This is a genomic window from Microbacterium sp. CFBP 13617 (genome assembly GCF_014839445.1).
Taxonomy (GTDB): Bacteria; Actinomycetota; Actinomycetes; order Actinomycetales; family Microbacteriaceae; genus Microbacterium.
On sequence record NZ_JACYNW010000001.1, the window covers coordinates 26,747 to 49,868 of the forward strand.

Sequence of the window (23,122 nt, forward strand, 5' to 3'; positions counted from 1 at the left end):
TCAATGCCCCAGGTACGCGGCCTGCACGCGGGAATCCGAGGCGAGTGCCGCGGCCTCGCCCTCGAGGGCGACGGCCCCGGATTCGAGCACGTAGGCGCGGTCGGCGAGCTGGAGAACCTGATGGGCGTTCTGCTCCACGATCAAGACCCCGACCCCGCGGTCGCGGATCGCGTTGACGGCGTGGAACACGTCCCACGTCAGTTTGGGCGACAGGCCGGTCGACGGCTCGTCGAGCATGAGCAGGCGCGGGGCGCCCATCAGCGCCCGGGCGATCGCCAGCATCTGCTGCTGTCCGCCCGACATCGTCTCGGCGAGCTGCTGGCGCCGCTGGCGCAGGATCGGGAAGAGATCCATGATCTCGTCCTCCGAGAAGCCGTCTCGCCCCTTCTTGCCCCACGAACCCATCCGGAGGTTGTCCTCCACCGTGAGCGAGCCGAACAGGGCCCGGTTCTCGGGCACGAGCATGAGCCCGCGTCGGGAGACGAGGTGGCTCCGGCCGTAGGTCACGGGCGATCCGTCGAAGCGGACCGCGCCGCCGTACTGTCGCACCTCACCGGCGATCGCCTTCAGCGTCGTCGACTTGCCGGCACCGTTGGCGCCGACGACGGCGACCACCTCTCCGGCGCCGACCGTGAGCGAGATCCCGTGCAGGATCTCCAGGCCGTGATAACCCGCGCGCAGGTCGTCGATCTCAAGCAGCATGGCCGTACTCCTTGCCCAGGTACGCCTCGATGACCCGGGGGTCCTGGAGGACGTCGTCCACGTCTCCGCGTGCGATGACCGACCCCTGGTCCATCATCACGACGCGGTCGCTGAGCCGCCGCACGGCGGCCATGATGTGCTCGATGAAGAGCATCGCCACGCCCTCTTCGCGACGCAGTTCGTCGAGGAGGTCGAGCACGGGTGTCCGCTCGGACGGGACGAGACCCGCGAGCACCTCGTCGAGAAGCAGCACCCGGGGCCGCATCGCGAGGGCTCGGGTGAGTTCGAGCCGCTTCTGCACGGCGGTGGGAAGAGTCGAGGACTCCGCGTCCGCCCAGGTCACCAGTCCCGTGCGCTCCAGCAGCGTCGCCGCTTCGGCGCGCGCAGCCCTCTCGCGACGGACTCCGCGGCTCTGGACGGCGATCGTGACGTTCTCCAGCGTCGTCATCGAGGCGAACGGACGCATGAGCTGGAAGGTGCGGACCAGCCCCGCGCGTGCCAGCGTGTGCATCTTCACCCCGGTCACGTCGCGCCCGTCGAGCGTCACCGTTCCGGCATCCGGGGGGAATGCGCCCGTCACGCAGTTGAACAGCGTGGTCTTGCCCGCCCCGTTCGCTCCGATGATGCCGACGATCTCTCCCTCGTCGACGGAGACGTCGACCTGGTCGAGGGCGCGAAGCCCTCGGAAGGACTTGCTGACCCCGCGGATATCGAGAATGGTCATTTCTTCTTCACCACCCAGTTCTTGACGGTGCCGTAGATGCCCTTGGGAAGCAGGAGCACGCAGACGATGAGGATGACGGCGTAGATGAGCACGTCGAGCCCACCGTTGCCCTGGAGGAAGGCGAGCTGCTCCGGAGGGTGGCGGAGGAAGGCCGCGACCAGATCCGACAGCGGAGCCATCACGATCGCTCCGACCACGGGGCCCCAGACCGTGGCCACTCCGCCGACCACCGCCGTGATGATGGCGTTGTTCGACACGTGCGCCCCGAAGGCGAGCTCGGGATCGATGAACATGTAGTACTGCAGGTACAGCGTTCCGGCGGCCGCCGTGATCGCCGCCGACAGGGCGACGGTGGTGAGCTTGTAGCGAAGCACGTCGATGCCGATGGCGGCCGCGGCCATGTCGTCGTCACGGGCGGCGAGGGTGAAGCGCCCGGTGCGGCGCCGCAGGAACTCGATGACCACCACGAGCGCGACGACGACCATGCCCACGCCGATCCACCAGTAGTTCGGCGAGCCGACCGGGAACTGGAACATCCACCAGTCCTCGCCCCGCAGGACGGGGACGGTGAAGCCGACGGTCTTGTTCAGCCCCTCGTTGCCGACCGTGAACAGGCGCAGCATCTCGGCGAAGGCGAACGTCGACAGGGCGTAGTAGGCGCCGGTGAGCTTGTAGCGCAGAGCGAGATAGCTGATCCCCACCCCCACCGCGGCGGCGGTGGCCATTCCCGCCAGCAGCCCCACCCAGGGACTGACGCCGAAGTCGACCAGGAGGACGGCCGTGACATACGCGCCGACGCCGAAGTACGCCGCGTGGCCGAAGCTGAACATGCCGCCGAAGCCGCTCATCATGTTCCACCCGATGCCCATGAGCGCAAAGATGAGCACCCGCATCGCGACCGCGAGCTCCGCGGTCGGCAGGACGAAGGGCAGTGCCACCCCGACGAGGGCGAGGATGCCCAGGACCACGTAGTGGCGGAACGTGACGGTGCGGTACACCGGCACGCGGGCGGAGGCGGCGAAGGCCTCGGGCCGAACCTGCGTCGGCGCGGTCGGTCGTGCGGCGAGTGTCATGAGGCCCTCCCGAAGATGCCGCGCGGCTTGGCGAACAAGACCACGAGGAAGACGACGAACACGGCCAGAAGCGGAGACTGGCCGGGCATGATGAGACCGCCGAGCTGCTCGGTGAGACCGACGATCAGCCCGCCGACCAGGGCTCCGGGCACGTTGCCCATTCCCCCGAGGACGACCACGACGAAGGCGGTCAGGTTGAAGACGGACCCCGCCGTCGGCTCGATCGTCGTGAACGGGGCGACGAGCGTTCCCGCGGCCCCCGCGGCGGCCGCGCCGAGCGCGAACGTCAAGACGTAGATGGCCTTGATGTCGATGCCGACGAGCCGCGCCCCTTCCGGATTGGCGGCGACGGAACGGACGGCGGTGCCCACGGGGGTCTTCTGCAGGATGATCCACAGCACGGCCACCAGGATCAGCGCGCCGATGAAGGCGTAGACGCGACTCACGTCGACGGTGGCCCCCAGGATGGGCACGCCGGCGTTGCCGGGGAGCTGGACCGACAGGGGGTTGGGTCCGAAGACGAGCAGCAGGATGTTCTCGATCGCGAGCGCCAGGCCGATGGTGATGAGCAGCTGGGTGTGGATCGGCGCCCGCATGATCGGGTTCAGCAGACCCGCCTGGGTGAGCGCCCCGAGCACGAACATGACCGGGATGGTGATGAGCAGTGTCAGGTAAGGGTGCATCCCGGTCGCGTCGACCAGGACGTACGTCAGGTACATCGAGAGCGCGACCATCGCACCGTTGGCGAAGTTGATGATGTGCAGCACCCCGTAGACGAGGGTGAGCCCCATGGCGACCAGGCTGTAGATCCCGCCCGTCAGGAGACCCGTCACTAGGGCCTGCGTCAGCACCGTGGTGCTGCCGGAGACGACCCCGGCGACCACGGCGGCGACCAGAAGCACGCCGAGGGTCACGACGAGGGTGCGCACCGAGGGTCCGTTGTAGCGGCGGACGGCGGTCACCCCCGTCGCGGTGGACGCGGTGGGCGGGGGAGCTTGGATCGTCATGGGGCTCACTCCTCGGGTCTCAGTTGACCGGGGCGGGGTAGACGACCTGCTCCTGGGCGAGGTCGGCCGGGAAGACCTGGCGCACGGCACCGTCGAGCACCTGCATCGTCACGACGGAGGCGTTGACGTTCTGGCCCGTCTCATCGAACGAGACCGGACCCGCGTTGACCACGTGCGGCTGATAGTCGGAGTCCGCGATGGCGTCGCGGATCGCGGCGGGGTCGGCGCTGCCGGCGGTCTCGATCGCCTCCGCGATGAGCGTGACGGCGTCGTAGGTGAGCATCGCGCTCGTGCGCATCGGCTGACCGAACTTCTCCTCGAACGCGTCGGCGACGGCGACGGCATCCTCGTTCGTCGCATCCCAGCGGTAGTTGGCGTCGAGGTAGTTCGCACCACCGTTCGGAGCGTCGCTGGTGAACTGCACCTGGTCGAACCCGCCGTTGGCGACACCGAAGACGGCGTCGAGCTCCGGCGCGATCGAGTTGACCGCGCGGGCGACCGCGAGGCTGTCGTTGTAGTAGCCGGACACGGCGAGCACGTCCGCGCCGGCGGCGGCCACCTGCTGCACCTGCGTGCTCAGATCGCTCGAGGTCGGGTCGTAGCTGATCGCCGGGTCGACGGTGATTCCGAGTTCCGCGGCCTTCGCGGCGAAGGCCTCGTACGCGGATGCTCCGAAGTTGCCCTGCTCGTAGAGGTAGCCCACCTTCTGCACGGGGTCACCGGCGGCCGTGCTGATCTCGGAGAGGTAGGTCGCGCTCTGCGTGCCCATCATGCTGGCCGAGGGCTGGATGCGGAACGAGTACGTGTAGCCCTGCTCGAGGATCGAGTCCAGCGCCGACACGTCCATCACGAAGGGGACGCCGTTGCGCTCGGACACCGAGGCGATGTTCGCGCTCGTTCCGCTCTGGTACGAACCGACGAGGGCGGCTGCCCCCTCCTGGATGAGGCGGGTCGCCTCGCTCTGGCCCGTCTCCGGCTCTCCGCGCGTGTCGGCCGCTTCGAGCACGAGGCGGGCGCCTCCGAGCGATGCGATTCCCCCCGCGTCGTTGACGGCGTCCACGGCCATCTGCGCGGCGTTGCTCATCTGCTGTCCGTCCGCGGCATTCGACCCGCTCAGGGGGTGGAGGGCACCGATGACGATCTCTTCGGGCGCCTCGGACGAGGCGTCGGCCTGGCTCGAGCCGACGGCGGATCCGGCGCATCCGGCGAGGGCGACCGCGCCGAGGGCGAAAGCCGCGACCGAGGTCGCGATTCTGCGGGTGGTGTTCAACGCATCTCCTTGGGGCTGGTGTTCCGTCTGGTGGATATGTTTCGTTGAGCGGAACGCATGAAGTCTGAAAGTTGTGGGGCTTGACTGCGAAACTACGCCGCGTGACAACAGCCGCAGTTGCGCGGATGTAACCAGACTGTTTCGCCAGGCTCGGAACGCCGCACGCGTGTTCCGATGAATGAAACAGTTCGGTATGCTCCGGCGGGGGCAGCGTTCCAGGCGCACCAGGACCGGAGGATGCATGAGCGTGGCAGAGGGGTCGGTATCGACCACGACGAGGGTGACGGAAGTCCTCCTGGCGTTCGCAGATGCGACGGCGCCGCTGGGGGTGTCCGAGATCGCTCGCTCCTGCGGCCTCAGCAAGGCCGTGGTGCACCGCATCCTGCAGTCCCTGGTCACGTCGGGCCTCGTCGACTACCTCGCCGAGACGCGTCGCTACCGCTTGGGACCGGCGGCCATCGCCCTGGGGCGGCGAGCCACGCGGGGCAATGCCCTCCACGCGGCGGGTATGCCCGCCATCGCTCATCTGGCGAACCGCACCGGTGAGACGACCACGCTGACCGAGCGTCGCGGTCACGGTCGGCAGTACATCGGGATCGTGGAGAGCATCAACCCGATCCGCATCACCGTCCGCACGAACGAGAACGTCCCCCTCTGGTCGGGTGCCAGCGGGCTCAGCATCCTCGCGTTCATGGACCCCGTCGACATCGACTACGTCCTCAGCGGCGACCGCCCGTCCTACACCGAGACGACCCTCACCGACCCCGCGCGCATACGCGACCGGCTGGCCGAGATCCGGCAGCGCGGCTGGGCGCACACCGCGGGCGAGCGCGTGCGCTTCTCCAGCAGTGTCGCGGCACCGATCTTCGACGCCGACGACTCCCCCGTCGGGTCACTGTCGGTGGCCTACCTCGTCGAGCGCCTCGACGACGCCCAGCACTACGACCTGGCCCAGCTGGTGCTGTCGGCGGCTCGCGACGCGACGGCACGCCTGCGCGAGCAGGAGACGCGCTAGACGCGACGACGGGCCGGCCCCGTGAGGGTACCGGCCCGTCGTCGCGCAGATCGGCCGCGGAACGCCGCTACTTCGCGGGCTTCTTCTCGGGAACGGGGGCGTTGCCCGACGCCCGCTGCGCGGCGTAGTACGACGCCGCCTCGTTCTGCCGATCGTCTTCGACACCCGACGCGATCGAGGCGCGGATGTGCTCGGGACCGTAGCCGAAGGCGTCGACCAGGTCTTGCGCGTGCGGACGCAGACGCGCGCACAGGCGGTCGATGTAGCTCGACACCGCGGCACCGCGCTGCGTCGAGAGGCGCCCGTTGATGAGGTACCAGGCGAGGTGCTTCTCGATGAGCTGCAGGCCGAACAGGTCGCGCAACCAGGTGAGCACCCGCAGGGTGCCGTCGTCGTCGATCCGGTTGATCGCGTCGGTGAAGGCCTCCCACTGCAGGAGCTCGCCGTGCGCGCGCGCCGCCTCGATGAGCTGGGACTGGTTCTCGTTGAAGAGGGCGGCGGCGTCTTCACGCGACAGTTTGGATGCCGGGCGCAGGCGCCCCGCGATGTCGGCGATCATCTGCTGCACGCGGCCGGCCAGCAGCTCGTGCTGCTGTTCGGCGCGGAGCCCCTTCTCGACCGAGCGTGCGGTGGAGCCGAAGTCGCTGACGGCCTGACCGAGCTGGCGCATGCCGGCACCGTGGAAGAGCTTTCCGGCCGTCTGGCCCACGGCGAAGGCGGCGAGCTGCTTGGCATCCTTGCCCTTGAACGACCGGGCGTAATCGGCGAGCAGACGCTTGCCGACGAGCTGCAGCAGCACGTTGTTGTCGCCCTCGAAGGTGACGTAGATGTCGAGATCGGCGCGCAGGCCCACGAGACGGTTCTCGAACAGGAAGCCCTGGCCGCCGCACGCCTCGCGGGACTCCTGCAGGGTGTCGAGCGCGTGCCAGGTCGACAGCGGTTTGAGGGCTGCGGCGAGGGTCTCGAGGTCTTCGCGGTCGGCGTCAGTGTCGAGCGCGCCACTGAAGACGCCGTCGAACTTCTGCAGGAACTCGTCGTGGGCGAAGATCTCGGCGTACGTCGTCGCCAGGCGCGGCAGCAGACGCCGCTGGTGCTTGCCGTAGTCGAGCAGGGTCACCTCGGGGGTGCCGCTGCCCGAGTCGAACTGGCGGCGCTGGTTGCCGTAGGTGATGGCGATGGTGAGGCCGATGGCCGAGGCCCACGCGGCGGCCCCATCGAGCGAGACGCGGCCCTGCACGAGCGTGCCGAGCATGGTGAAGAAGCGACGGCCGGGGCTGGCGATGTCGCTCGAGTAGGTGCCGTCGGCGGCGACGTCGCCGTAGCGGTTGAGCAGGTTCGTGCGCGGGACGCGGACGTGGTCGAAGTGCAGACGGCCGTTGTCGATGCCGTTCAGGCCGCCCTTGAGGCCGTCGTCCTCGCCGCCGATGCCGGGCAGGAAGGCGCCCGACTCGTCGCGCAGCGGCACGTAGAAGCAGTGCACGCCGTGGTTGACGCCGTTCGTGATGAGCTGCGCGAACACCGTCGCGGCCTTGCCGTGCAGGGCGGCGTTTCCGAGGTAGTCCTTCCACGCACCGCGGAAGGGCGTGTGGATGACGAACTCCTCGGTGTCGGCGTCGTAGGTCGCCGTCGTGCCGATCGCGGCGACGTCGGAGCCGTGGCCGGTCTCGGTCATGGCGAAGGCGCCGGGGATCTCGAGGCTCATGATGCCGGGGAGCCACTTATCGTGGTGCTCGGCGGTGCCGAGCTGCAGCACGGCCGAGCCGAACAAGCCCCACTGCACACCCGACTTGATCTGCAGGCTGGGGTCGGCCGCCACCAGCTCCTCGAAGCCGGCGATGTTGGCCCCGTTGTTCTCTTCTCCGCCGAAGCGCTTCGGGAAGGCCCGGTGCACCGCCTTGTTCTGCACCAGGAGGTGCAGCTGGCTGAGCGTGCGCTCGCGGTGGGCGTCCATGCCCAGCGAATCGTCGCGCCACAGCGCGGGATCCTTGAGCATCTCGCGCGCCTGGCGGCGGGTGTCGGCCCACGTGCCGAGCAGCAGGTCGGTGACCCGCCCGGTGTCGATGCGCGCTTCGGCGGCCTCGGCGGCGGTGTGCGGGGCGGCGGGGGCTCCCCCGACGGGGGTACGCGTGCTCGTGGCGGGCGTGGTGGGACGGACGGCGGCGTCGGTCATTCTCGGCACCTTTCGACGTTGCAAAGGAATACCCCCACGGTAGGTGTCCCACAACGCCCCGGCAATCGACCTGTGGGATGTACACAACTCGTCCGGCGGACGTCGTGCCCGGAGGTTGTGGGGGGTCACCATTTCCGAGGATGCGCTGACCGCGCGCCGGAGCCGTCGGCAGCACCCACCGCGTGCTCACCCCGCTCGACCGCGGGCGTCGACCGCTGGAGCTGGGCCGCCGACGCCGCGGAAACGGCGCCCTGTCATCCCGTCAGTTCGCCGCGACCACCGTGAGGATGCCGTCGCCGTACGCCTCGCGCTTCTTGGCACCGATGCCGGTGATGCCATCGAGGTCGCCGGTCGAGGCGGGTCGCGCCGCCGCGATCGCGCGCAGAGTGGCGTCACCGAAGACGATGTACGCCGGAACCCCCTGCTCGCGGGCCTTCTCGGCGCGCCAGGCGCGCAGGGCCTCGAACAGGTCGCGATCGGCGGGCGCGACGTCGTCGGCGCTCGATTTGCGCTGCCGGGTCGAACCGCCGCCGCCGCCCGTGCGCCCGAGAGCATCGCGGCGGAGGGGAACGGGCGACTCGCCCCGAAGCACCCCGGCCGACGCCTCGCTGAGCGCGAGCGTGCCGTAATCGCCCTGCGCGGCGATGATCCCGCGGGCGAGGAGCTGACGGATGACGCTGCGCCAGTCCTGATCGGACAGGTCGGCGCCGAGCCCGTAGGTGCTCAGTCGGTCGTGCCCCTGCTGGGCGATGCGCTCGGTCTTGGCTCCGCGCAGGATGTCGATGAGGTGGCCCGCACCGAACGCCTGGCCCCGCTCGCGCTGAAGACGCACGATGGTCGACAGCAGCTTCTGCGCCGCGACCAAGCCGTCCCAGGTGTCGGGCGGGGTGAGGCAGGTGTCGCAGTTGCCGCAGGGGTCGGACTTCTGCCCGAAGTACTCGAGGAGGTTCTGCCGACGGCATCCGACCGTCTCGCACAGCGCCAGCATGGCGTCGAGGTGCTGCCCCAGGCGCATCTTGTACGAGCGGTCGCCCGGCGACTGGTCGATCATGCGGCGCTGCTGCACGACGTCGCCCAGGCCGTAGGCCATCCAGACGACCGAGGGGTCGCCGTCGCGGCCGGCGCGGCCCGTCTCTTGGTAATAGCCCTCGACGGACTTCGGCAGGTCGATGTGCGCCACGAAGCGCACGTCGGGCTTGTCGATGCCCATTCCGAAGGCGATCGTGGCGACCATGATGACGCCGTCGTCGCGGAGGAAGCGCGACTGGTTCGCCGCCCGCACCGAGGCGTCGAGACCGGCGTGGTACGGCAGCGCGTCGAGCCCCTGCGTGCAGAGGTACGCCGCCATCTGCTCGACGCTCTTGCGGCTGAGCGCGTACACGATGCCGGCCGAGCCCTCGGGCTGCGCCTTGATGAACTGCACCAGCTGACGACGCGGGTCGACCTTGGCGTCGATGCGGTACTGGATGTTCGGGCGATCGAAGCTGGCGACGAACCCGCGGGCGTCGCGCAGACGGAGACGTTCGACGATCTCTTGCGCGGTCGCCGTGGTCGCTGTGGCGGTGAGGGCCATGCGCGGCACACCGGGGAAGCGCTCGGCGAGGTCGCCCAGCGCGAGGTAGTCGGGGCGGAAGTCGTGACCCCACTGCGACACGCAATGGGCCTCGTCGATCGCGATGACGCTCAGGCGTCCGCGCGACAGCAGCCCCAGCGTCTGCGCGCCGTTGAGGCGCTCGGGGGCGACGTAGAGCAGGTCGAGCTCGCCGGCGAGGAAGGCCTGTTCCACCGCCTGCCGCTCGGCGGGGGCCTGCGTGGAGTTGAGGTACCCGGCACGCACGCCGTTGGCGATGAGCGCCTCGACCTGGTCGTGCATGAGGGCGATCAGCGGGCTGACGACCAGGCCCGTGCCCGGGCGCACGAGGGCGGGCACCTGGTACGTGACACTCTTGCCGCCGCCGGTGGGCATGAGCACCACCGCGTCGCCGCCGTCGACGACGTGCTGCACGATGTCGGCCTGATCGCCGCGGAACGCGTCGTAGCCGTAGACCTCGTGCAGCACCTCGCGCGGGTCGCGTCCGGTGAAGTCGCGCACGGCCGGGAGCTCGCGGGCGGTGCCCGTCGCGACCGCGGCGCGGGCGAACCGCGAGTTCGCGGCATCCGTCGGCGGCGGCGGGGCGTCGAGGTCGTCGGGCGGGGCGAACAGATCGGGGTCCCAGTCCGCTCCCGCGTACGGGTCGTCGGGGGTGTCGTACGACTCGGGCGGCGCGTCGGCGTACGACTCGGGTGCGGCGCCGGGATATGTCACCCCTCCACGGTAACCCGCCCCACCGACACCGACACCGCCCCGACCTCCATCGGGGGAGGCCGGGGCGGTGGGGAGGAGGGGTGATCAGCTCGTCGGCGGCGAGAAGACCAGCTGCGAGGCGACGAGACCGTGCTCGCGGCTGACGATCTGCGCCCGACCCGGCGCTGCCCGCTCGGGCTTGACCCGACCGATCAAGGCGCCCTCTTCGGGGTTCCCCCCCAGCAGGATGCCGGTCACGCCGAGATCGGTGAAGCGCTGGATGATCGGGTCGTAGGCCGCTCGGCTCGCACCGCCCGACCGACGCGTCAGGATGACGTGCAGACCGAGGTCGCCGGCCTGCGCCAGCAGCGGCTGCAACACCGCGAGAGGGTTGCCCTGGCTGGTGGCGACGAGGTCGTAGTCGTCGACCAGGATGAAGCCCTCGGCGCCCTTCCACCAGCTGCGTTCGCGCAGCTGCGTGGGGGTCACGTCGGGGCCGGGGATGCGCGTGGAGAAGTACTGCGCGAGGTCGTTCATTCCGCCCGTGGCCAGGTCGTGCGAGGTGAGATATGCCCCGAGGTAGTCGTCGGGGATCTCACCGAGCAGCGCGCGACGGTAGTCGACGACGAAGATCTTCGCCTCGGCGGGCGTGTACAGGCGCTGGATCTCTTTCGCCACGCCCCGCAGGAACGCCGACTTGCCCATTCCCGAGTCTCCGTAGACGAACAGGTGCGACTCGACGCGCGGGTCGACGCCGAAGGGCGAGAGCTGCGCCTCCTCGATGCCGAGCAGCAGGCGCGGGTCGTCGGGCGCGGCGAGCGCGCGCACCTCGTCGAGCGAGATGGTCTCGGGGAGCAGTCGCATCTTCGGGCCGGGCTCGCCGTGCCAGGCGGCGGCGACCTTGCCGATCATGTCGGCCACACCGTCGGCGAGGGTGCCCGCGTCGCCGGAGCCGTCGATGCGCGGCACCGAGGTGAGCATCTGCAGCTTGGTCGCGCTGAGGCCACGGCCGGGCTGGCCCGCGGCCACGTTGGCCGCCTGCTTGCGGTCGACGTCGGAGTCGGTCGGGTCGCCCAGACGCAGCTCGACCCGCGTCTGGATGAGGTCTTTCAGTGCTGCGCGGATCTCGAGCCACCGGTTCGCGGTCACCACGACGTGCACGCCGAAGCTCAGGCCGCGCGCGGCGATCGTCTGGATGCGGGCTTCGAGGGGCTCGAACTCGGCCCGGAGCGTCGACCACCCGTCGACCACGAGGAAGACGTCGCCGAAGCCGTCGTCGAGCCGCCCGTCGCGCCGTCGCGAGCGATACGTCTCGATGGAGTCGACGGCGTTGCGACGGAAGTACTGCTCGCGCGCGTCGAGCACGGCCTCGACCTCGGCCACCGCGCGACGCACGGCCTCGGGCTCGGTTCGCGTGGCGACACCGGCCACGTGCGGGTGCCGCTGCATCGCCGTGAAGCCGCCGCCGCCGAAATCGAGCACGAAGAACTGCAGCTCCTGCGGGGTGCCCGTCAGCGCCAGCGCCGAGACGAGGGTGCGCGCGAGCGTGGACTTGCCGCTCAGCGGCGAGCCGACGATCGCGACGTGACCGGCCGCACCGCCGAGCGAGACCGTGAGGTGGTCGCGGCGCTGCTCCAGCGGGATGTCGACGACACCGATCGGCACGGTGAGGGCTCCGGCGTCACGCCACCGGCGCGAGACGAGGCCCAGCACGGGGTCTTCCGCCAGGTCGGGCATGAGCTCGTCGAGGGGGGACGGTTCGGCCAGTGGCGGCAGCCATACCTGGTGGGCCTCGGGCCCGCGGTCCTTCATGCGGTCCACGGCGATCTGGAACGTCGACCGCTTCTCGGCGACGGGCGCCGAGATCGCCGCCGGCGCGGCATCCATCTCGATGTCGGTGTCGTCATCGGGCTGGGCCATGGCCGTGAACACCTCGACCCGCGCGGGCCCCGACGAGACGGCGTCGAACTCGTCGACGGCGACGCCGGGATTGCCCCTCGGCCGCCCCGACACGTACGCCGCGCGGAACTGCACGAGGTTCTCGGTGTCGCTCTTGAGGAAGCCCACGCCCGGTTCCTGCGGCAGCGTGTACGCGTCGGGCGTGCCGATGATCGTGCGCGACTCGGCGGCCGAGAAGGTGCGCAGACCGATCCGGTACGACAGGTACGTGTCGAGCCCGCGCAGCTTGCCCTCTTCGAGGCGCTGGGATGCCAGGAGAAGGTGCACGTGGAGCGATCGGCCGACGCGCCCGATGTTGAGGAAGCTGTCGACGAACTCGGGTTTGGCCGACAGCAGCTCGGAGAACTCGTCGACGACGACCAGCAGGGCCGGGAGCGGAGCCAGGTCGGAGCGCCCGCCGCGGCGCGCCGCCTCGTACTCGCCGACGTTGGCGAAGTTGCCCGACGCGCGCAGCAGCTCCTGACGGCGCACGATCTCGCCCTGCAGGGCGTCCTGGAAGCGGTCCACCAGAGCGAGCTCGGCCCCCAGGTTGGTGATGACGGCCGAGACGTGGGGCATGTCGGCCATGCCCGCGAAGGTCGCGCCGCCCTTGAAGTCGACGAGGACGAAGTTCAACTGCTCGGGCGAGTGGGTCATCGCGAGCGCGAGCACGAGGGTGCGCAGCACCTCGGATTTGCCCGAACCGGTCGCCCCCACCATCACGCCGTGGGGCCCCATGCCCTGCGAGGCGGACTCTTTCAGGTCGAGGATGAGCGGCGCCCCCGACGGCTCCTGACCGATCGGGACGCGCAAGCGGTCGCGCTCGAGGCGCGGGCTCCACGCCTGGTCGAAGTCGACCGCGCGCACGTCGGGAAGGCCGAGCAGTTCCGTCAGCTCGGCCTGACCCTGCGTCGTCGGCGCGTCGACGACCACCATGGGCGCGGGCCGCAGCGGCATGAGCCGGCGCGCGGTGGCCTCGGCCTCGGCGATGGTCATGGCATCCGGGTAGAAGGTCTGCGCACGCCCCGCGCCGTCGATGAACTCCGCGGGCGCGACGACGGCCGTGGTCTCGCCGCGGCGGGGCCGCACGGGAGCCACGGTCTCGGCGAGCGCCACGCGCGCGATCGACGGATCGTCGAGCTCGTCCCACCGCGCGGGCAGGTCGATCACGGTGACGCCCTGCGCGCCCTCGAGCCCCGCGAACGAGGCGTGCGCCATCGTGTCGACACCGTCGACGACGAGAACGACGTGCGGGGTGACCCCGCCGCCGGGCGCGAAACGCGGACGACCGGCGAGCTGGGTCGGCAGCATGTCGACGAGCTCGTCGAGCGAGCCCGAGATCATGCGCGCGGGGCCGAGCCGGTCCTGCACCCGCGACGACATCGCGTGCGGCAGCCACTTCACCCAGTCCCAGGCGGCCGTCTGCGCGGGGCCGGCGAGCACCGCGACGATCACGTCTTCGGGATCGTGCAGCGTCGCCGCCGAGGCGACGAGCGAGCGCGCGAGGCTGCGCACGGCGTCTTCGTCGGCGCCCACGAGCTCGATGCGCGCGTAGTCGCCGAGGGGGAAGCCGAGGGGAAGGTCGCGCTGGATCTCGTGCGTCAGCATGAAGCGGTGGGCGGCGGAGGCGGCGACCGGATCGAGTTGCGCCAGGGGCGGCAGCTCGGGTGCCTCGAGCGCGAGGCTGAGCGGCTGATCGGCGACGCCGATGCGCGCGAGGAGGAACGTCTCGTCGCCCGGCTGGCGTTCCCAGACGCGGGACCGCTCCTCGGCGATGTACGGCAGGGCGGCGGGAGCGGGCATGATCCATCCGCCGTGGCGACGCTGCTTGCGCGCGGCGACCCGCACGGTCTCGCGGAGGTCGGACAGGTACGCGAGGTACTCGCGCCGATTGCCCAGCACCTCGGCGTTGCGCTGGGCGCGCTGACGCCAGCCGTTGACGGCGACGAAGCCCAGCGACGACAGCAGGAACATGCCGCCGATGAGGAAGCCCGTCGGCCCGCTGTTCGAGATGGTGACCATCACGATGGCGCCCACGCTGCCGAGCATCGGCAGGAGCGAGGTCAGAATGCCGCTGCCGCCCTCGTTCGGCACGAGCTCGGGCGGCGGCTGCAGCACGATCCGCCCGTTCGGCAGCGACGGCGGGGCGATGCGCGGACCCGTGCTCACGCGGGACCTCCGATCAGGCGGCTGAGGGTGAAGACGCGTTCGCCGAGGCGCACGCGGGTGCCGTCCTCGAGCAGGGTGCGCGCACCGGGAGGGAGGGGATGGACGGCGCCGTCGTCGTCGATGAGCTCGGAGCCGTTCGTCGATCCGGCGTCGATGACCCACGCCACCTCGCCGTCGTGTTCGAGGCGCAGGTGCGTCTTGGAGATGAGGCGGTCGGGGTCGTCGACCGCGATGAGTACGTCGCCGGCCTGATCGGCGACCGGTGCGCGCCCGAAGTTGACCGCGGCGGGGAGTGCGAACTGCGCGCGCTGGCCGGTGTCGAAGACGACCAGCAGCTCGGCGCCCGTCACACCGGTGCGCGGAGTCGGCGCGGCGTCGCCGTCACCGTCGGCGTCGACGGTCGCGGCCGGAGCCACGGGGGCCGGGCGTGCGCCCGCCGACGTGGGCGCCTCGATCGCGATGAGCGGGGAGTCCCACTCGGGGGCGGACGGAAGCGCCGCCACGCCGGCGTCGACGCGGAGGGGTTCGCGCGGTGACGCCGGTCGCGCATGGACCGTGGGCTCCGACAGAGCGCGGGGGTCGTCGGCATCCGGGGCCTTCTCGCCCCGCGGGACGGCCAGAAGGACCGTTCCCGCCGCGCGATCCGCCCACGAGCGTCGCCGACCCGAGCGGTCGAAGGCGGCCGAGGCCACCACGACCCACGCCCCCGCCACGAGCACCAGCCCGCCGAGCACGACGAGCAGGCCGCGCACGAAGGCGCGCCCGGCGCCCGGGACGAGCGGCGCCTCGATCCGCGACGTGCGCACACCGAACAGCAGGGCACCGGGGGTCGACCCCCGACGCGCCTGCAGGATCCACAGCCCCAACAACGCCTCGGCCGCGACCGCGGCACCGAGGACGGGAGAGCCGAGAAGCGATGCCACGCCCGCGGCGATGACCACGAGGGCGGCGTCGACGCTGAAGGCGCCCACGCGCACCCCCACCGTCGCGGGCGCGCCGAACGGCGGCGTCTGCGTCATGTCGCCATCATCGCACGCGCGATCTCGATCGCTCCGGCGGCGAGCATGCCCGCCGGGAGCGACAGAGCCGTCGCGAGCGCCTCGAAGACGTCGCCCGTGCGCGACCAGCCGAGGGAGCGGAAGCCGCGGCCGATGGGCACCGTCAGCAGCGCGCATCCGAGACCCACCGCGAGGCAGATGCCGGCGATCACCACGAGCAGGCCCGACGAGATCGCGGGGAGCAGCGCCACCAGCACCGCGGCCAGGACGACGGCGGCTCCCGCTCGCTCGACCCAGCGGAGGAACGGCACGGTGCTCTTGCGCGAGCCGAGCAGCAACGCCAGCACGACCGTCGTCGCCAAGGCGATCCGCCCGCCCAGGATCACCGGATCGTCGGAGGGGAACGACGGCAGCGCGGTGAACGCGCTGGCCGCCCCCGCCAGGATCAGCAGCAGCACCCCGATGGTGAGTCGGGCCGTGGAGCGCTCGACCAGGGCGTCGGCATCGGCCGCCTCGATCGTGCGCACCTCGTCGGGCAGGCTCTGCCGCACCGTCCACCGCGTGGTCTGGAACCGGGCGTAGTCGACGAACGTGCCGGGCGCGACGTCGACGAGGCTCGCCTGCAGCACGCGCTGCGCGACGGGGACGAGACCGAGCGTGACGGCCGCGGGCGCCGTGGGGTCGAGATGCAGAAGAAGAGAGAGGCCCCAGACGCCCGCGAGCACGCCCACCACGATCGCGGCCGTCCGACCCTGCGCGCGCAGGGTCTCGGGAGCGCCGAGCACGCCGATGACGCCGGCGAGGATCGCCCCGCCGAGCAGCCCGGTGAACACGGCCACCGACGCCGACGACGCCGGCACGTCGGGGACGACGGCCACCCCTCCCCCGAACGCGAGCGAGATCAGGGCGACCACGGGAACGAGGGTCGACGTGGTCGAGCGGGCCGAAAGCGAGAACGCGGTGGCCGAGGCCAGCGCGGCGATCAGCGCGACGACCGCGACCGGCACGCGGACCGACGCCGGAAGGGCGTCGCCGCCGAGAAGACGCAGAAGGGCCAGGATGCCGCCCCCCGCCGCCAGCACCGACCACACGGCCGGTGCCCGACGGGCGAGAACGGGCCGCTTCGCGTCGGCGGTCGCGGCGGCGAACGAGGCCGCGGGATCGACGAGGACCAGGACGGAGCCGTCTTCGAGGGAGCGCATGGTCGTGGACCGATCGATCTCGCGGCCGGCGATGCCCACCACCCGCACGCCGTCGCCCGTGACGGCCGCGGCGCGCAGGACGTCGTCGACGCTGGCGTGCAGCGGAACCACGAGATCGAACCGCGTGGCGCCGTCGACCAGCGCGACACGTCGCCCGTGCACCACCTCAGCGCTCAACGGTCCCCCTCGTTCTCGCCGCCCGTCCGCCTCGGAAGGCGCGGGAACCGCACCAGCGTAGCCGCCCGGCACCGGCCGCGTGGTCCTCGACGGCCGGGGTGTGAAGATGAGAATTTTGTCATTTTTGGGTTTGCGCAAGAGGCTTGCCGTGACCCCCTCCTTTACGTACATTCAGTGGGTCGGTGGGGGGCTCCGGTTGTTCCATCGATCCCGCGTCCGGGTCCGATTCCCGTGCGTGAAGACATGATCCGCAACGCCCGGGCGCGCCCGGAGGAACAACGAGGAGACAGACGTGGCAGATCTCATCGCAGCCCAGGAGGGTGCGCTTCGTCGCGGAGCCGAAGCGGTCAACACCGCGAAGTCGGGCATCGACGAGCAGGTTCGCAAGGTTCGTACCGAGCTCGACCAGGTGGCCGGCTTCTGGACCGGCGCCGCCGCCGGTTCCTACACGCAGCTCATGCAGCGGTGGAACGAAGAGACCACCAAGCTCAACAACGTGCTCGTCACGCTCGAAGACGCTCTGCGCGGCACCGAGCGCGACCAGGCGGCCTCGGAAGAGTCGCACCAGCAGACCATCGGCAACCTGGGCTCGCTGCTCGGCTGACCCCGCTCGACACGAAAGAAGGAACTCCCATGCAGTCCATGTCCGTTCGTCCCGAGCAGGTCATCGCCCTCTCCGGTCAGATCCGCAACGGTGCCTCCGGCATCCGCACCCGTCTCGACGACCTCGAGTCGCAGGTCGGCGCGCTGCGCGCCTCCTGGGACGGTGAAGCGCAGACCGCCTACGACCAGGCCCAGGCTCAGTGGACGCAGTCCATCACGCGCCTGAACGAACTGCTCCAGCAGATCGCCGCCAAGACCGACGAGATGGCCCAGGGTTACACCTCGACCGACAAGTCCGCCGCCGGCCGCTTCGTCTGAGTCGCATCGAACCGGCGGTCGCGACTCGCGACCGCCGGTTCTTTCGGCCCTGACAGGCTTTCTTCTGCGGCGCTGCGCCGCCGTCGGAGTCGCACGCACCGCCCCGGCCCGGCGTCGCGGGCGCGGAGACTCCGCGCATCACCCTCTTCTGACCTCGAGAAACGAGTGATCCCATGTCTGACATCGGCTACGAAGGCGACCTTCCCCTTCACAACTCGAGCACGCTGACGACATCGACCGATCAGCTGCCGTCCGCCGCCGTCATCGCGATGGTCGAAGGCAACTCGACCGAGGTCCCCGCGGCCGCATTCACGTCGCACCTCGAGCAGCGCGCCCAAATGCTGGGTATGCGCATCGAAGAGGTACGCCAGTACGTCCAGCAGAACGCCGAAGCGCTCGCTCAGGCCGTCACCACGCTCCGCGATCGCGACGAGATGAACGCCAGCGACGCCACCAACGCCCTCTCGCTGATCGACGCGGCGGCGACGCCCCCGTCGGCGGGCAGCCGATCGCCGTTCTCGAGTCGGAACATCCCTCTGTGATGAGCGCGCCCCGTTCCGCGGGCCGCGCCGTCGGCGCCGTTCTCGTCGCCACCATCGTCTCCTTCGGCGCCGCCTCTCCCGCCCTCGCGGAGGGCGAGAGCGACAACCCGCAAGAGAACCTCGCGTTCTGGTACTCCACCTACGGCGTCGACGCGGCGCACGCGGCCGGCCTCACCGGCGCGGGCGTCAAGGTCGGAGTCATCGAGAAGCAGATCAATCCCGACCTCCCGGTGTTCGAGGGACGCAACCTCCGCATCTCGGACTTCCCGATCTGCTCCAACGCCCCCGAGGTGAAGACGGCGGATGCCAACTCGGCAGCGCGTCACGGAACCACGATGACCGCACTACTCATCGGCAACGGAACCGGGTCGGGCAACATCAACGGTGTGGCCCCCGACGCCGACGTCACCGTCTACGGATACGGGCCCGAGAGTGACGAGCGGTGCGACGTCAACTCCGACGAGGACATCAGCGAATTCGGATTGGCGGTCAAGACCGCCGTCGACGACGGCAACGAGATCGTCTACACGGCCGTCGGCCAGCCCTGGGACGAGCGGGACGCCCCGGTGATCGCGTACGCCATCGCGAAGGGTGTCGCCGTCGTCAGCGCCTCGGCGAACCCCAGCCAACTCGGCGACTCCGAGACCTCGGTCGGTGCGCTCAACGGCGTCGTGACCACCACGGCCATCGATCGCGAAGGCCACATCCAGAAGAGCTCGGACGGCTCGGACTACGTCATCACCCACACCACCGTGGTCGCCGGAGGGTTCCGGATCCCCGGGGTGGGGCGCGAGGGCGACTGGTCGGCCACCGGATCGGGGACGGGGTCGTCGAACACCGCTCCCCTGGTCGCGGGAATGCTCGCGTTGGCCGCCCAGAAGACGCCCCAGGCGACGGGGAACCAGCTGGTGCAGGCCCTCATCGCCACCACGAACGACGAGGTGCACACGCCGGCCCGCACCGATGACGGCTACGGCTACGGCGCCGCCTGGCTGTCGTCGCTTCTCTCCGTCGATCCGCTGCAGTACCCCGATGAGACCCCGCTGATGGACAAGCCCGCGGGAATGCCGACCGCGGAACAGATCGCCACCGCCAAGACGCAGGGCTACGTCGCCCCCGCTGCGCGGTCGCGCAGCTTCGACGCCTACGGCGACGAGCCCAGCGGCTTCGACATCGGGGCGCTCGTCCCCTGGATCATCGGCGCGGTCGTCGGGTTCGTGGTCCTCGCGATCGTCATCACCATCGTCATCATCACCATCAGCCGACGCCGCAAGGCAGAGGGAGGAAAGTCGTCATGACCGGAGACTGGGAACTGCGCCTGCAGCGCCTCGCCGAGGGTGGCGTTCCATGGGACGTTCCGACGCGCACCGAGTTGGTGAGCGGCCTCACGGCGCTCAAGAACGTCCTCGATCGCGTCGCCAGCGACCCGGGCCTGGTGGGACGAGCGGGAACGTCGGCGCAAGCGGCTTTCAGCTCCACCGCGTCCGAGGTCTCGAAGCAGATCGGCTACGTCGAAGACGAGATCCCCCGATACCTGGCGGATGCCAACGACATCCGTTCGCGCGCGCGGGACTCGCTGGCCTCGCTGCCCGCCGGGGAGATGACTCCCGGGCAGGAGACCGCGGTCCGCGGGGCCGCCATGGGCTCCACCTTCATGCTCGGTCCCGTGTCGTTCCTCGCGGGCGAAGGTGCCACCAACGTCATCAACGGCTACCTGGCGGATCGACGCGAAGACGACGCGAGGACGAAGTTCCAAGCGCACTCCGACGAGCTCGACCAGATCTCGATGACCAACCCGCCCCCGTTCAACCCGACGGCCACGCCCGACGACGATCCGTCGCCCGCCCCGGGACCCGGCTCGCAACCCGGGCCTGGACGCGTCGGCGGTCGGAGCATCGAGCAGTACCCGAATTGGGACGTGTCGCCGCTCGGCCCCGGCGGCGGCGGTAGCAGCGGGGGAAACGGCGGCATCGACATTCCGCCCCCCACGACGGGTGAGACCCCCGGCGACTACGAGACGCTGCCCGGCACCCCCTCGGGCCCGAGCGAGTACGGTCCCTTCCCGAACGGCCACCCCGACCTGCCGACCGGTCGGCCGCCGATCGACCTCGAGAACATCCCGCCCGACCCGACTCCCGACGGCCCGATCTCGGGCACGCCCACCCTTCCCGGCGGCATCCCGAGCCTGCCCGGCGGAGGAGGCGGCGGCGGCGGCGGACTGATCGGCACCCCCGGTGGTCCGGGCGCGGGCCTCGGCTCGGGCCTGTCGGCCGGACTCGTCGCCGGCGGCGGCGGCGCCCTCGCGCTCGGTCGCGTCGGCGCCCCGACGGGGGGCGCCGGTGGCGGCCTCTTCGGCGGCGGCGGGGCCGTGGCGGGTGGCGGCGGCGCCGGCGGGCGCGCGGGCGGACTTCTGGGCAAGACCCCCAGCGGGGGGACCGGCGCCCGCGGTGTCGGTGGGCTCGGCGGTGTCGGCGGCGGCGCGGCGGGTTCGTCGACGGCACGCGGCGCGGGCATGCGCGGTGCAGGCATGGGCGGCGCGGCCGGCGGCGGTACGGCCGGCGGCGGCACAGCCGCCGGTGGAGGACGCCGCGGTGCCGGTGGAGCGGCGACCGCCGCGGGCGGAGCGCGCGGCGCGGGCGCCGCGGCCGGCGCGACGCGCGGCGCAGCGGGCGGTAACCGGGGCGTCGGTGGGATGGGCGGACCTGGTTCGCGGTCCGACCGCAAGGACGAGGCGGCACGCGGCCTCGGTGGCCCCATCGCTCCCCGCATGGAAGACGACGAAGAGATCGGTCCCCGTTCCGAGAACGCCCAGGCGGGCGGTCGCGACGGGTCCGACAGGAGTGAGGACAATGTCTGATCGCATCTCCGCGGGCGAGGGCGCCCTCGTCCGAGGCGCTGAAGTGGTGGCGGGCACGCACGCCGACATCGCCGACAGCGCCCGCCGGGTCCTCGCCGAGCTCGACGAGCTGCGCGCCAACTGGACGGGCGACGCCGCCACGTCGTACGGGGTGCTGGTGAACGAGTGGACGGCCGGGGCGAACCGTCTCAACGACGTGCTGGTCACCCTCAGCGCCGCCCTGACCGCGACGGCGCGCGACCAGGAAGCCGTCGAAGAGGCGCACAGCACGACGATCCACGGGCTGGGCTCACTGCTGGGAGGCGAATGAGATGAGTGATCTCCGCGTCACACCCGAATCCCTGCACGCTGCGGCCGGCCGCTTGCGCGCCGAGAGTGCCCGCATCGACGCCGCTCTGAGCGGCCTCGATGCCGAGGTGTCCCGACTGCGCGGCGAATGGGAGGGCACCGCCCAGGTCGCCTACAACAACGCGCAGCAGCAGTGGAGCGCCACCCTCGAGCAGATGAGGGACGCCCTGCACCGCATCTCGACCGCCACCGACAACATCGCCGACGACTACGTCACGGCCGACCGCGCGTCCGCGGCGCGCTTCGGCTGAACGCGTCGACCGAGCACGTGACCGGGCGCTCCGATCGGACGCGCGGTCCCGTGCTCGGCGCGCGGAACGCCGTGCCCCGACGATAGGATTTCGGGGTCTGACCGCAGGGGGCTTCGGTCCGGAAAGAGGGGGCCGCGGATGGCTGACGTCATGAACGCCACACGGGCGCTGCTGCGCCTGTCCGTGCAGAGCGAGGGCCGCCGGCTCGACATCGCGATTCCCGCTCAGGTGCCCGTCATCGAGTTCCTGCCGGGCTTCGCACGATCGCTCGGGGTGCTCGACCCGTCGATGACCTCCGCCGGCTACGCCCTGCAGCGAGCCGACGGCACCACCGTCGACCCGTCGCGCGGGGCCTCGGCCCAGGGCATCGTCGACGGAGAGGTGCTCACCCTCGTGCGTGGCGGGCTCGTCGCTCAGCCGCGCGTCTACGACGACATCGTCGAGGCCGTCATCGACGCCACGTCGCAGCAGAACCGGCCCTGGACGACGCGCGACAACGCCCGCACGGCCCTCGCGGTCAGCCTGGCCCTGCTCGGCGTCTGCGCGGTGCTGCTCCTCGCCGCCGGCCGTGCCCTCCCCTTCGGCGCCCTGGTCGCCGGCGGCGGCGCGGTCGTGCTGCTCGTCGTCGCGGCCGTCGTCGCGCGGCTCGGCCAACGCGAGGCCGGCCAGGGCCTGGGAATGGCGGCCGCCGTGTTCGCGGCGGTCGCGGGGTTCCTCTCCGTCCCGCCGGCGTTCGACATCTGGGGCTGGCCGCTCGCCGCCGCGGGGGGCGGAGCCTTCGTCATCGCCGGCGTCGCTCTGGCCCTCACCCGCGACCGCGCCGAACTTCAGCTGGCGCCCCTCATCGCCGGCGGGGTCATCGGCGTCACGGGCACCTTCGCCGCCTTCTTCCCCGCCGCGACCGTGTGGACGCTCATGGTCGGCATCATCGCGACCCTCGGCGGCGCACTCCCGTGGCTCGCCCTCGGAACCACTCGACTGCGCATCGTCTCGCCGCAGAGCGACGCCGAGATGTTCGCCGAACCGGAGCCCATCGACGCCGACGACGTCGCGGAGCGGGTGGCGCAGGGCAAGCGCATCCTCATGGCCCTGCGGCTCGCCCTCGCCGCGTCCGTGCTCCTCGCCGTCCCCCTCGTCGCCGCGCAGAACGCCGCGGGGGCGCTCCTGGGCGCCCTGGCCTTCGCCGGCATGATGTTCCCCTCCCGGCAGACGTTCGCGCGAGCGGGCGTGCTGACGGTGATGACGACCGGCATCCTGGGTCTCGTCGTCTCGGGCGTGGTCGCCTCGCTGACGCAGCCCGATCTGCGTGTCGGCATCCTGGTCGTGCTCGCGATCGCCACCGTCAGCGTGGTCACCGTCACCCTGCTGGCCCCCAAGACGCGCCTGCGGCTGATCCGGATCGCCGACACCGCCGAACTGCTGGTGCTGGCGTCGCTGCTTCCGCTGTCGGTCATCGCCTCCGGTCTGGCCTGAC

At 71.2% G+C, this 23,122-nt stretch carries 19 protein-coding genes; 9 read left to right on the forward strand and 10 right to left on the reverse strand.

Annotation, left to right across the window (positions count from 1 at the left end):
* The 5 genes from IFU40_RS00115 to IFU40_RS00135 are packed head-to-tail and all read right to left on the reverse strand — an operon-like array spanning window position 1 to window position 4,776.
* Window positions 1–702: an ABC transporter ATP-binding protein gene (locus IFU40_RS00115; protein ID WP_198424659.1), complete on the reverse strand. Its 702-nt coding sequence runs from the start codon at window positions 700–702 to the stop codon at window positions 1–3.
* A complete protein-coding gene (locus IFU40_RS00120) occupies window positions 692–1,426 on the reverse strand; it encodes an ABC transporter ATP-binding protein (protein WP_191924971.1) in 735 nt (244 codons plus the stop codon). The genes IFU40_RS00115 and IFU40_RS00120 overlap by 11 nt, the downstream gene beginning before the upstream one ends.
* Window positions 1,423–2,499, reverse strand: a complete 1,077-nt coding sequence (locus tag IFU40_RS00125; protein WP_191924972.1) for a branched-chain amino acid ABC transporter permease — start codon at window positions 2,497–2,499, stop codon at window positions 1,423–1,425. The genes IFU40_RS00120 and IFU40_RS00125 overlap by 4 nt, the downstream gene beginning before the upstream one ends.
* Window positions 2,496–3,506, reverse strand: coding sequence for a branched-chain amino acid ABC transporter permease (locus IFU40_RS00130; protein WP_055935656.1), 1,011 nt, complete (start codon window positions 3,504–3,506; stop codon window positions 2,496–2,498). Before IFU40_RS00130 ends, IFU40_RS00125 begins: the two co-directional genes overlap by 4 nt.
* 19 nt (window positions 3,507–3,525) lie before the next feature.
* Window positions 3,526–4,776 carry an ABC transporter substrate-binding protein gene (locus IFU40_RS00135; protein WP_198424660.1) on the reverse strand — a complete coding sequence of 417 codons (1,251 nt, stop codon included), beginning with the start codon at window positions 4,774–4,776 and terminating at the stop codon, window positions 3,526–3,528.
* A gap of 241 nt (window positions 4,777–5,017) precedes the next feature.
* Here IFU40_RS00135 and IFU40_RS00140 point away from each other — a divergent pair, with 241 nt between their 5' ends.
* A complete protein-coding gene (locus tag IFU40_RS00140; protein ID WP_055935650.1) occupies window positions 5,018–5,791 on the forward strand; it encodes an IclR family transcriptional regulator in 774 nt (257 codons plus the stop codon).
* Between the two features lie 67 nt (window positions 5,792–5,858).
* Here IFU40_RS00140 and IFU40_RS00145 read toward each other — a convergent pair whose 3' ends face one another.
* From IFU40_RS00145 to IFU40_RS00165, 5 genes are all read right to left on the reverse strand, one after another.
* Window positions 5,859–7,961 (reverse strand): acyl-CoA dehydrogenase family protein, encoded by a 2,103-nt coding sequence (locus tag IFU40_RS00145; protein ID WP_191924973.1) that lies wholly within the window; start codon window positions 7,959–7,961, stop codon window positions 5,859–5,861.
* A gap of 262 nt (window positions 7,962–8,223) precedes the next feature.
* A complete protein-coding gene (gene recQ, locus IFU40_RS00150; protein WP_441004779.1) occupies window positions 8,224–10,266 on the reverse strand; it encodes a DNA helicase RecQ in 2,043 nt (680 codons plus the stop codon).
* Between the two features lie 84 nt (window positions 10,267–10,350).
* Window positions 10,351–14,352 carry a type VII secretion protein EccCa gene (gene eccCa / locus IFU40_RS00155; RefSeq protein WP_191924974.1) on the reverse strand — a complete coding sequence of 1,334 codons (4,002 nt, stop codon included), beginning with the start codon at window positions 14,350–14,352 and terminating at the stop codon, window positions 10,351–10,353.
* On the reverse strand, window positions 14,349–15,371 hold the full coding sequence (locus IFU40_RS00160) for an RDD family protein (RefSeq protein ID WP_055935640.1): 1,023 nt from the start codon (window positions 15,369–15,371) through the stop codon (window positions 14,349–14,351). The genes eccCa and IFU40_RS00160 overlap by 4 nt, the downstream gene beginning before the upstream one ends.
* Entirely contained in the window at window positions 15,368–16,729 is a 1,362-nt protein-coding gene (locus IFU40_RS00165) for a hypothetical protein (protein ID WP_191924975.1), read from the reverse strand. The genes IFU40_RS00160 and IFU40_RS00165 overlap by 4 nt, the downstream gene beginning before the upstream one ends.
* Before the next feature lie 292 nt (window positions 16,730–17,021).
* Here IFU40_RS00165 and IFU40_RS00170 point away from each other — a divergent pair, with 292 nt between their 5' ends.
* From IFU40_RS00170 to eccD, 8 genes are all read left to right on the forward strand, one after another.
* A complete protein-coding gene (locus tag IFU40_RS00170) occupies window positions 17,022–17,333 on the forward strand; it encodes a WXG100 family type VII secretion target (protein ID WP_055831852.1) in 312 nt (103 codons plus the stop codon).
* A 29-nt stretch (window positions 17,334–17,362) separates the two neighbouring features.
* Window positions 17,363–17,650, forward strand: coding sequence for a WXG100 family type VII secretion target (locus tag IFU40_RS00175; protein ID WP_070408677.1), 288 nt, complete (start codon window positions 17,363–17,365; stop codon window positions 17,648–17,650).
* A gap of 173 nt (window positions 17,651–17,823) precedes the next feature.
* On the forward strand, window positions 17,824–18,192 hold the full coding sequence (locus tag IFU40_RS00180) for a hypothetical protein (RefSeq protein WP_055831853.1): 369 nt from the start codon (window positions 17,824–17,826) through the stop codon (window positions 18,190–18,192).
* Complete coding sequence (locus tag IFU40_RS00185) at window positions 18,192–19,490, forward strand: S8 family serine peptidase (protein WP_070408678.1); 1,299 nt, start codon at window positions 18,192–18,194, stop codon at window positions 19,488–19,490. Before IFU40_RS00180 ends, IFU40_RS00185 begins: the two co-directional genes overlap by 1 nt.
* The gene (locus IFU40_RS00190; protein WP_191924976.1) at window positions 19,487–21,049 is read left to right on the forward strand and encodes a hypothetical protein; all 1,563 of its coding nucleotides are present in this window, start codon (window positions 19,487–19,489) and stop codon (window positions 21,047–21,049) included. Before IFU40_RS00185 ends, IFU40_RS00190 begins: the two co-directional genes overlap by 4 nt.
* Complete coding sequence (locus IFU40_RS00195; RefSeq protein ID WP_191924977.1) at window positions 21,042–21,359, forward strand: WXG100 family type VII secretion target; 318 nt, start codon at window positions 21,042–21,044, stop codon at window positions 21,357–21,359. Before IFU40_RS00190 ends, IFU40_RS00195 begins: the two co-directional genes overlap by 8 nt.
* Before the next feature lies 1 nt (window position 21,360).
* Window positions 21,361–21,648 (forward strand): WXG100 family type VII secretion target, encoded by a 288-nt coding sequence (locus tag IFU40_RS00200; protein ID WP_055831861.1) that lies wholly within the window; start codon window positions 21,361–21,363, stop codon window positions 21,646–21,648.
* Between the two features lie 138 nt (window positions 21,649–21,786).
* Window positions 21,787–23,121, forward strand: a complete 1,335-nt coding sequence (gene eccD, locus IFU40_RS00205; protein ID WP_191924978.1) for a type VII secretion integral membrane protein EccD — start codon at window positions 21,787–21,789, stop codon at window positions 23,119–23,121.
* Window position 23,122: the final 1 nt, after the last annotated feature.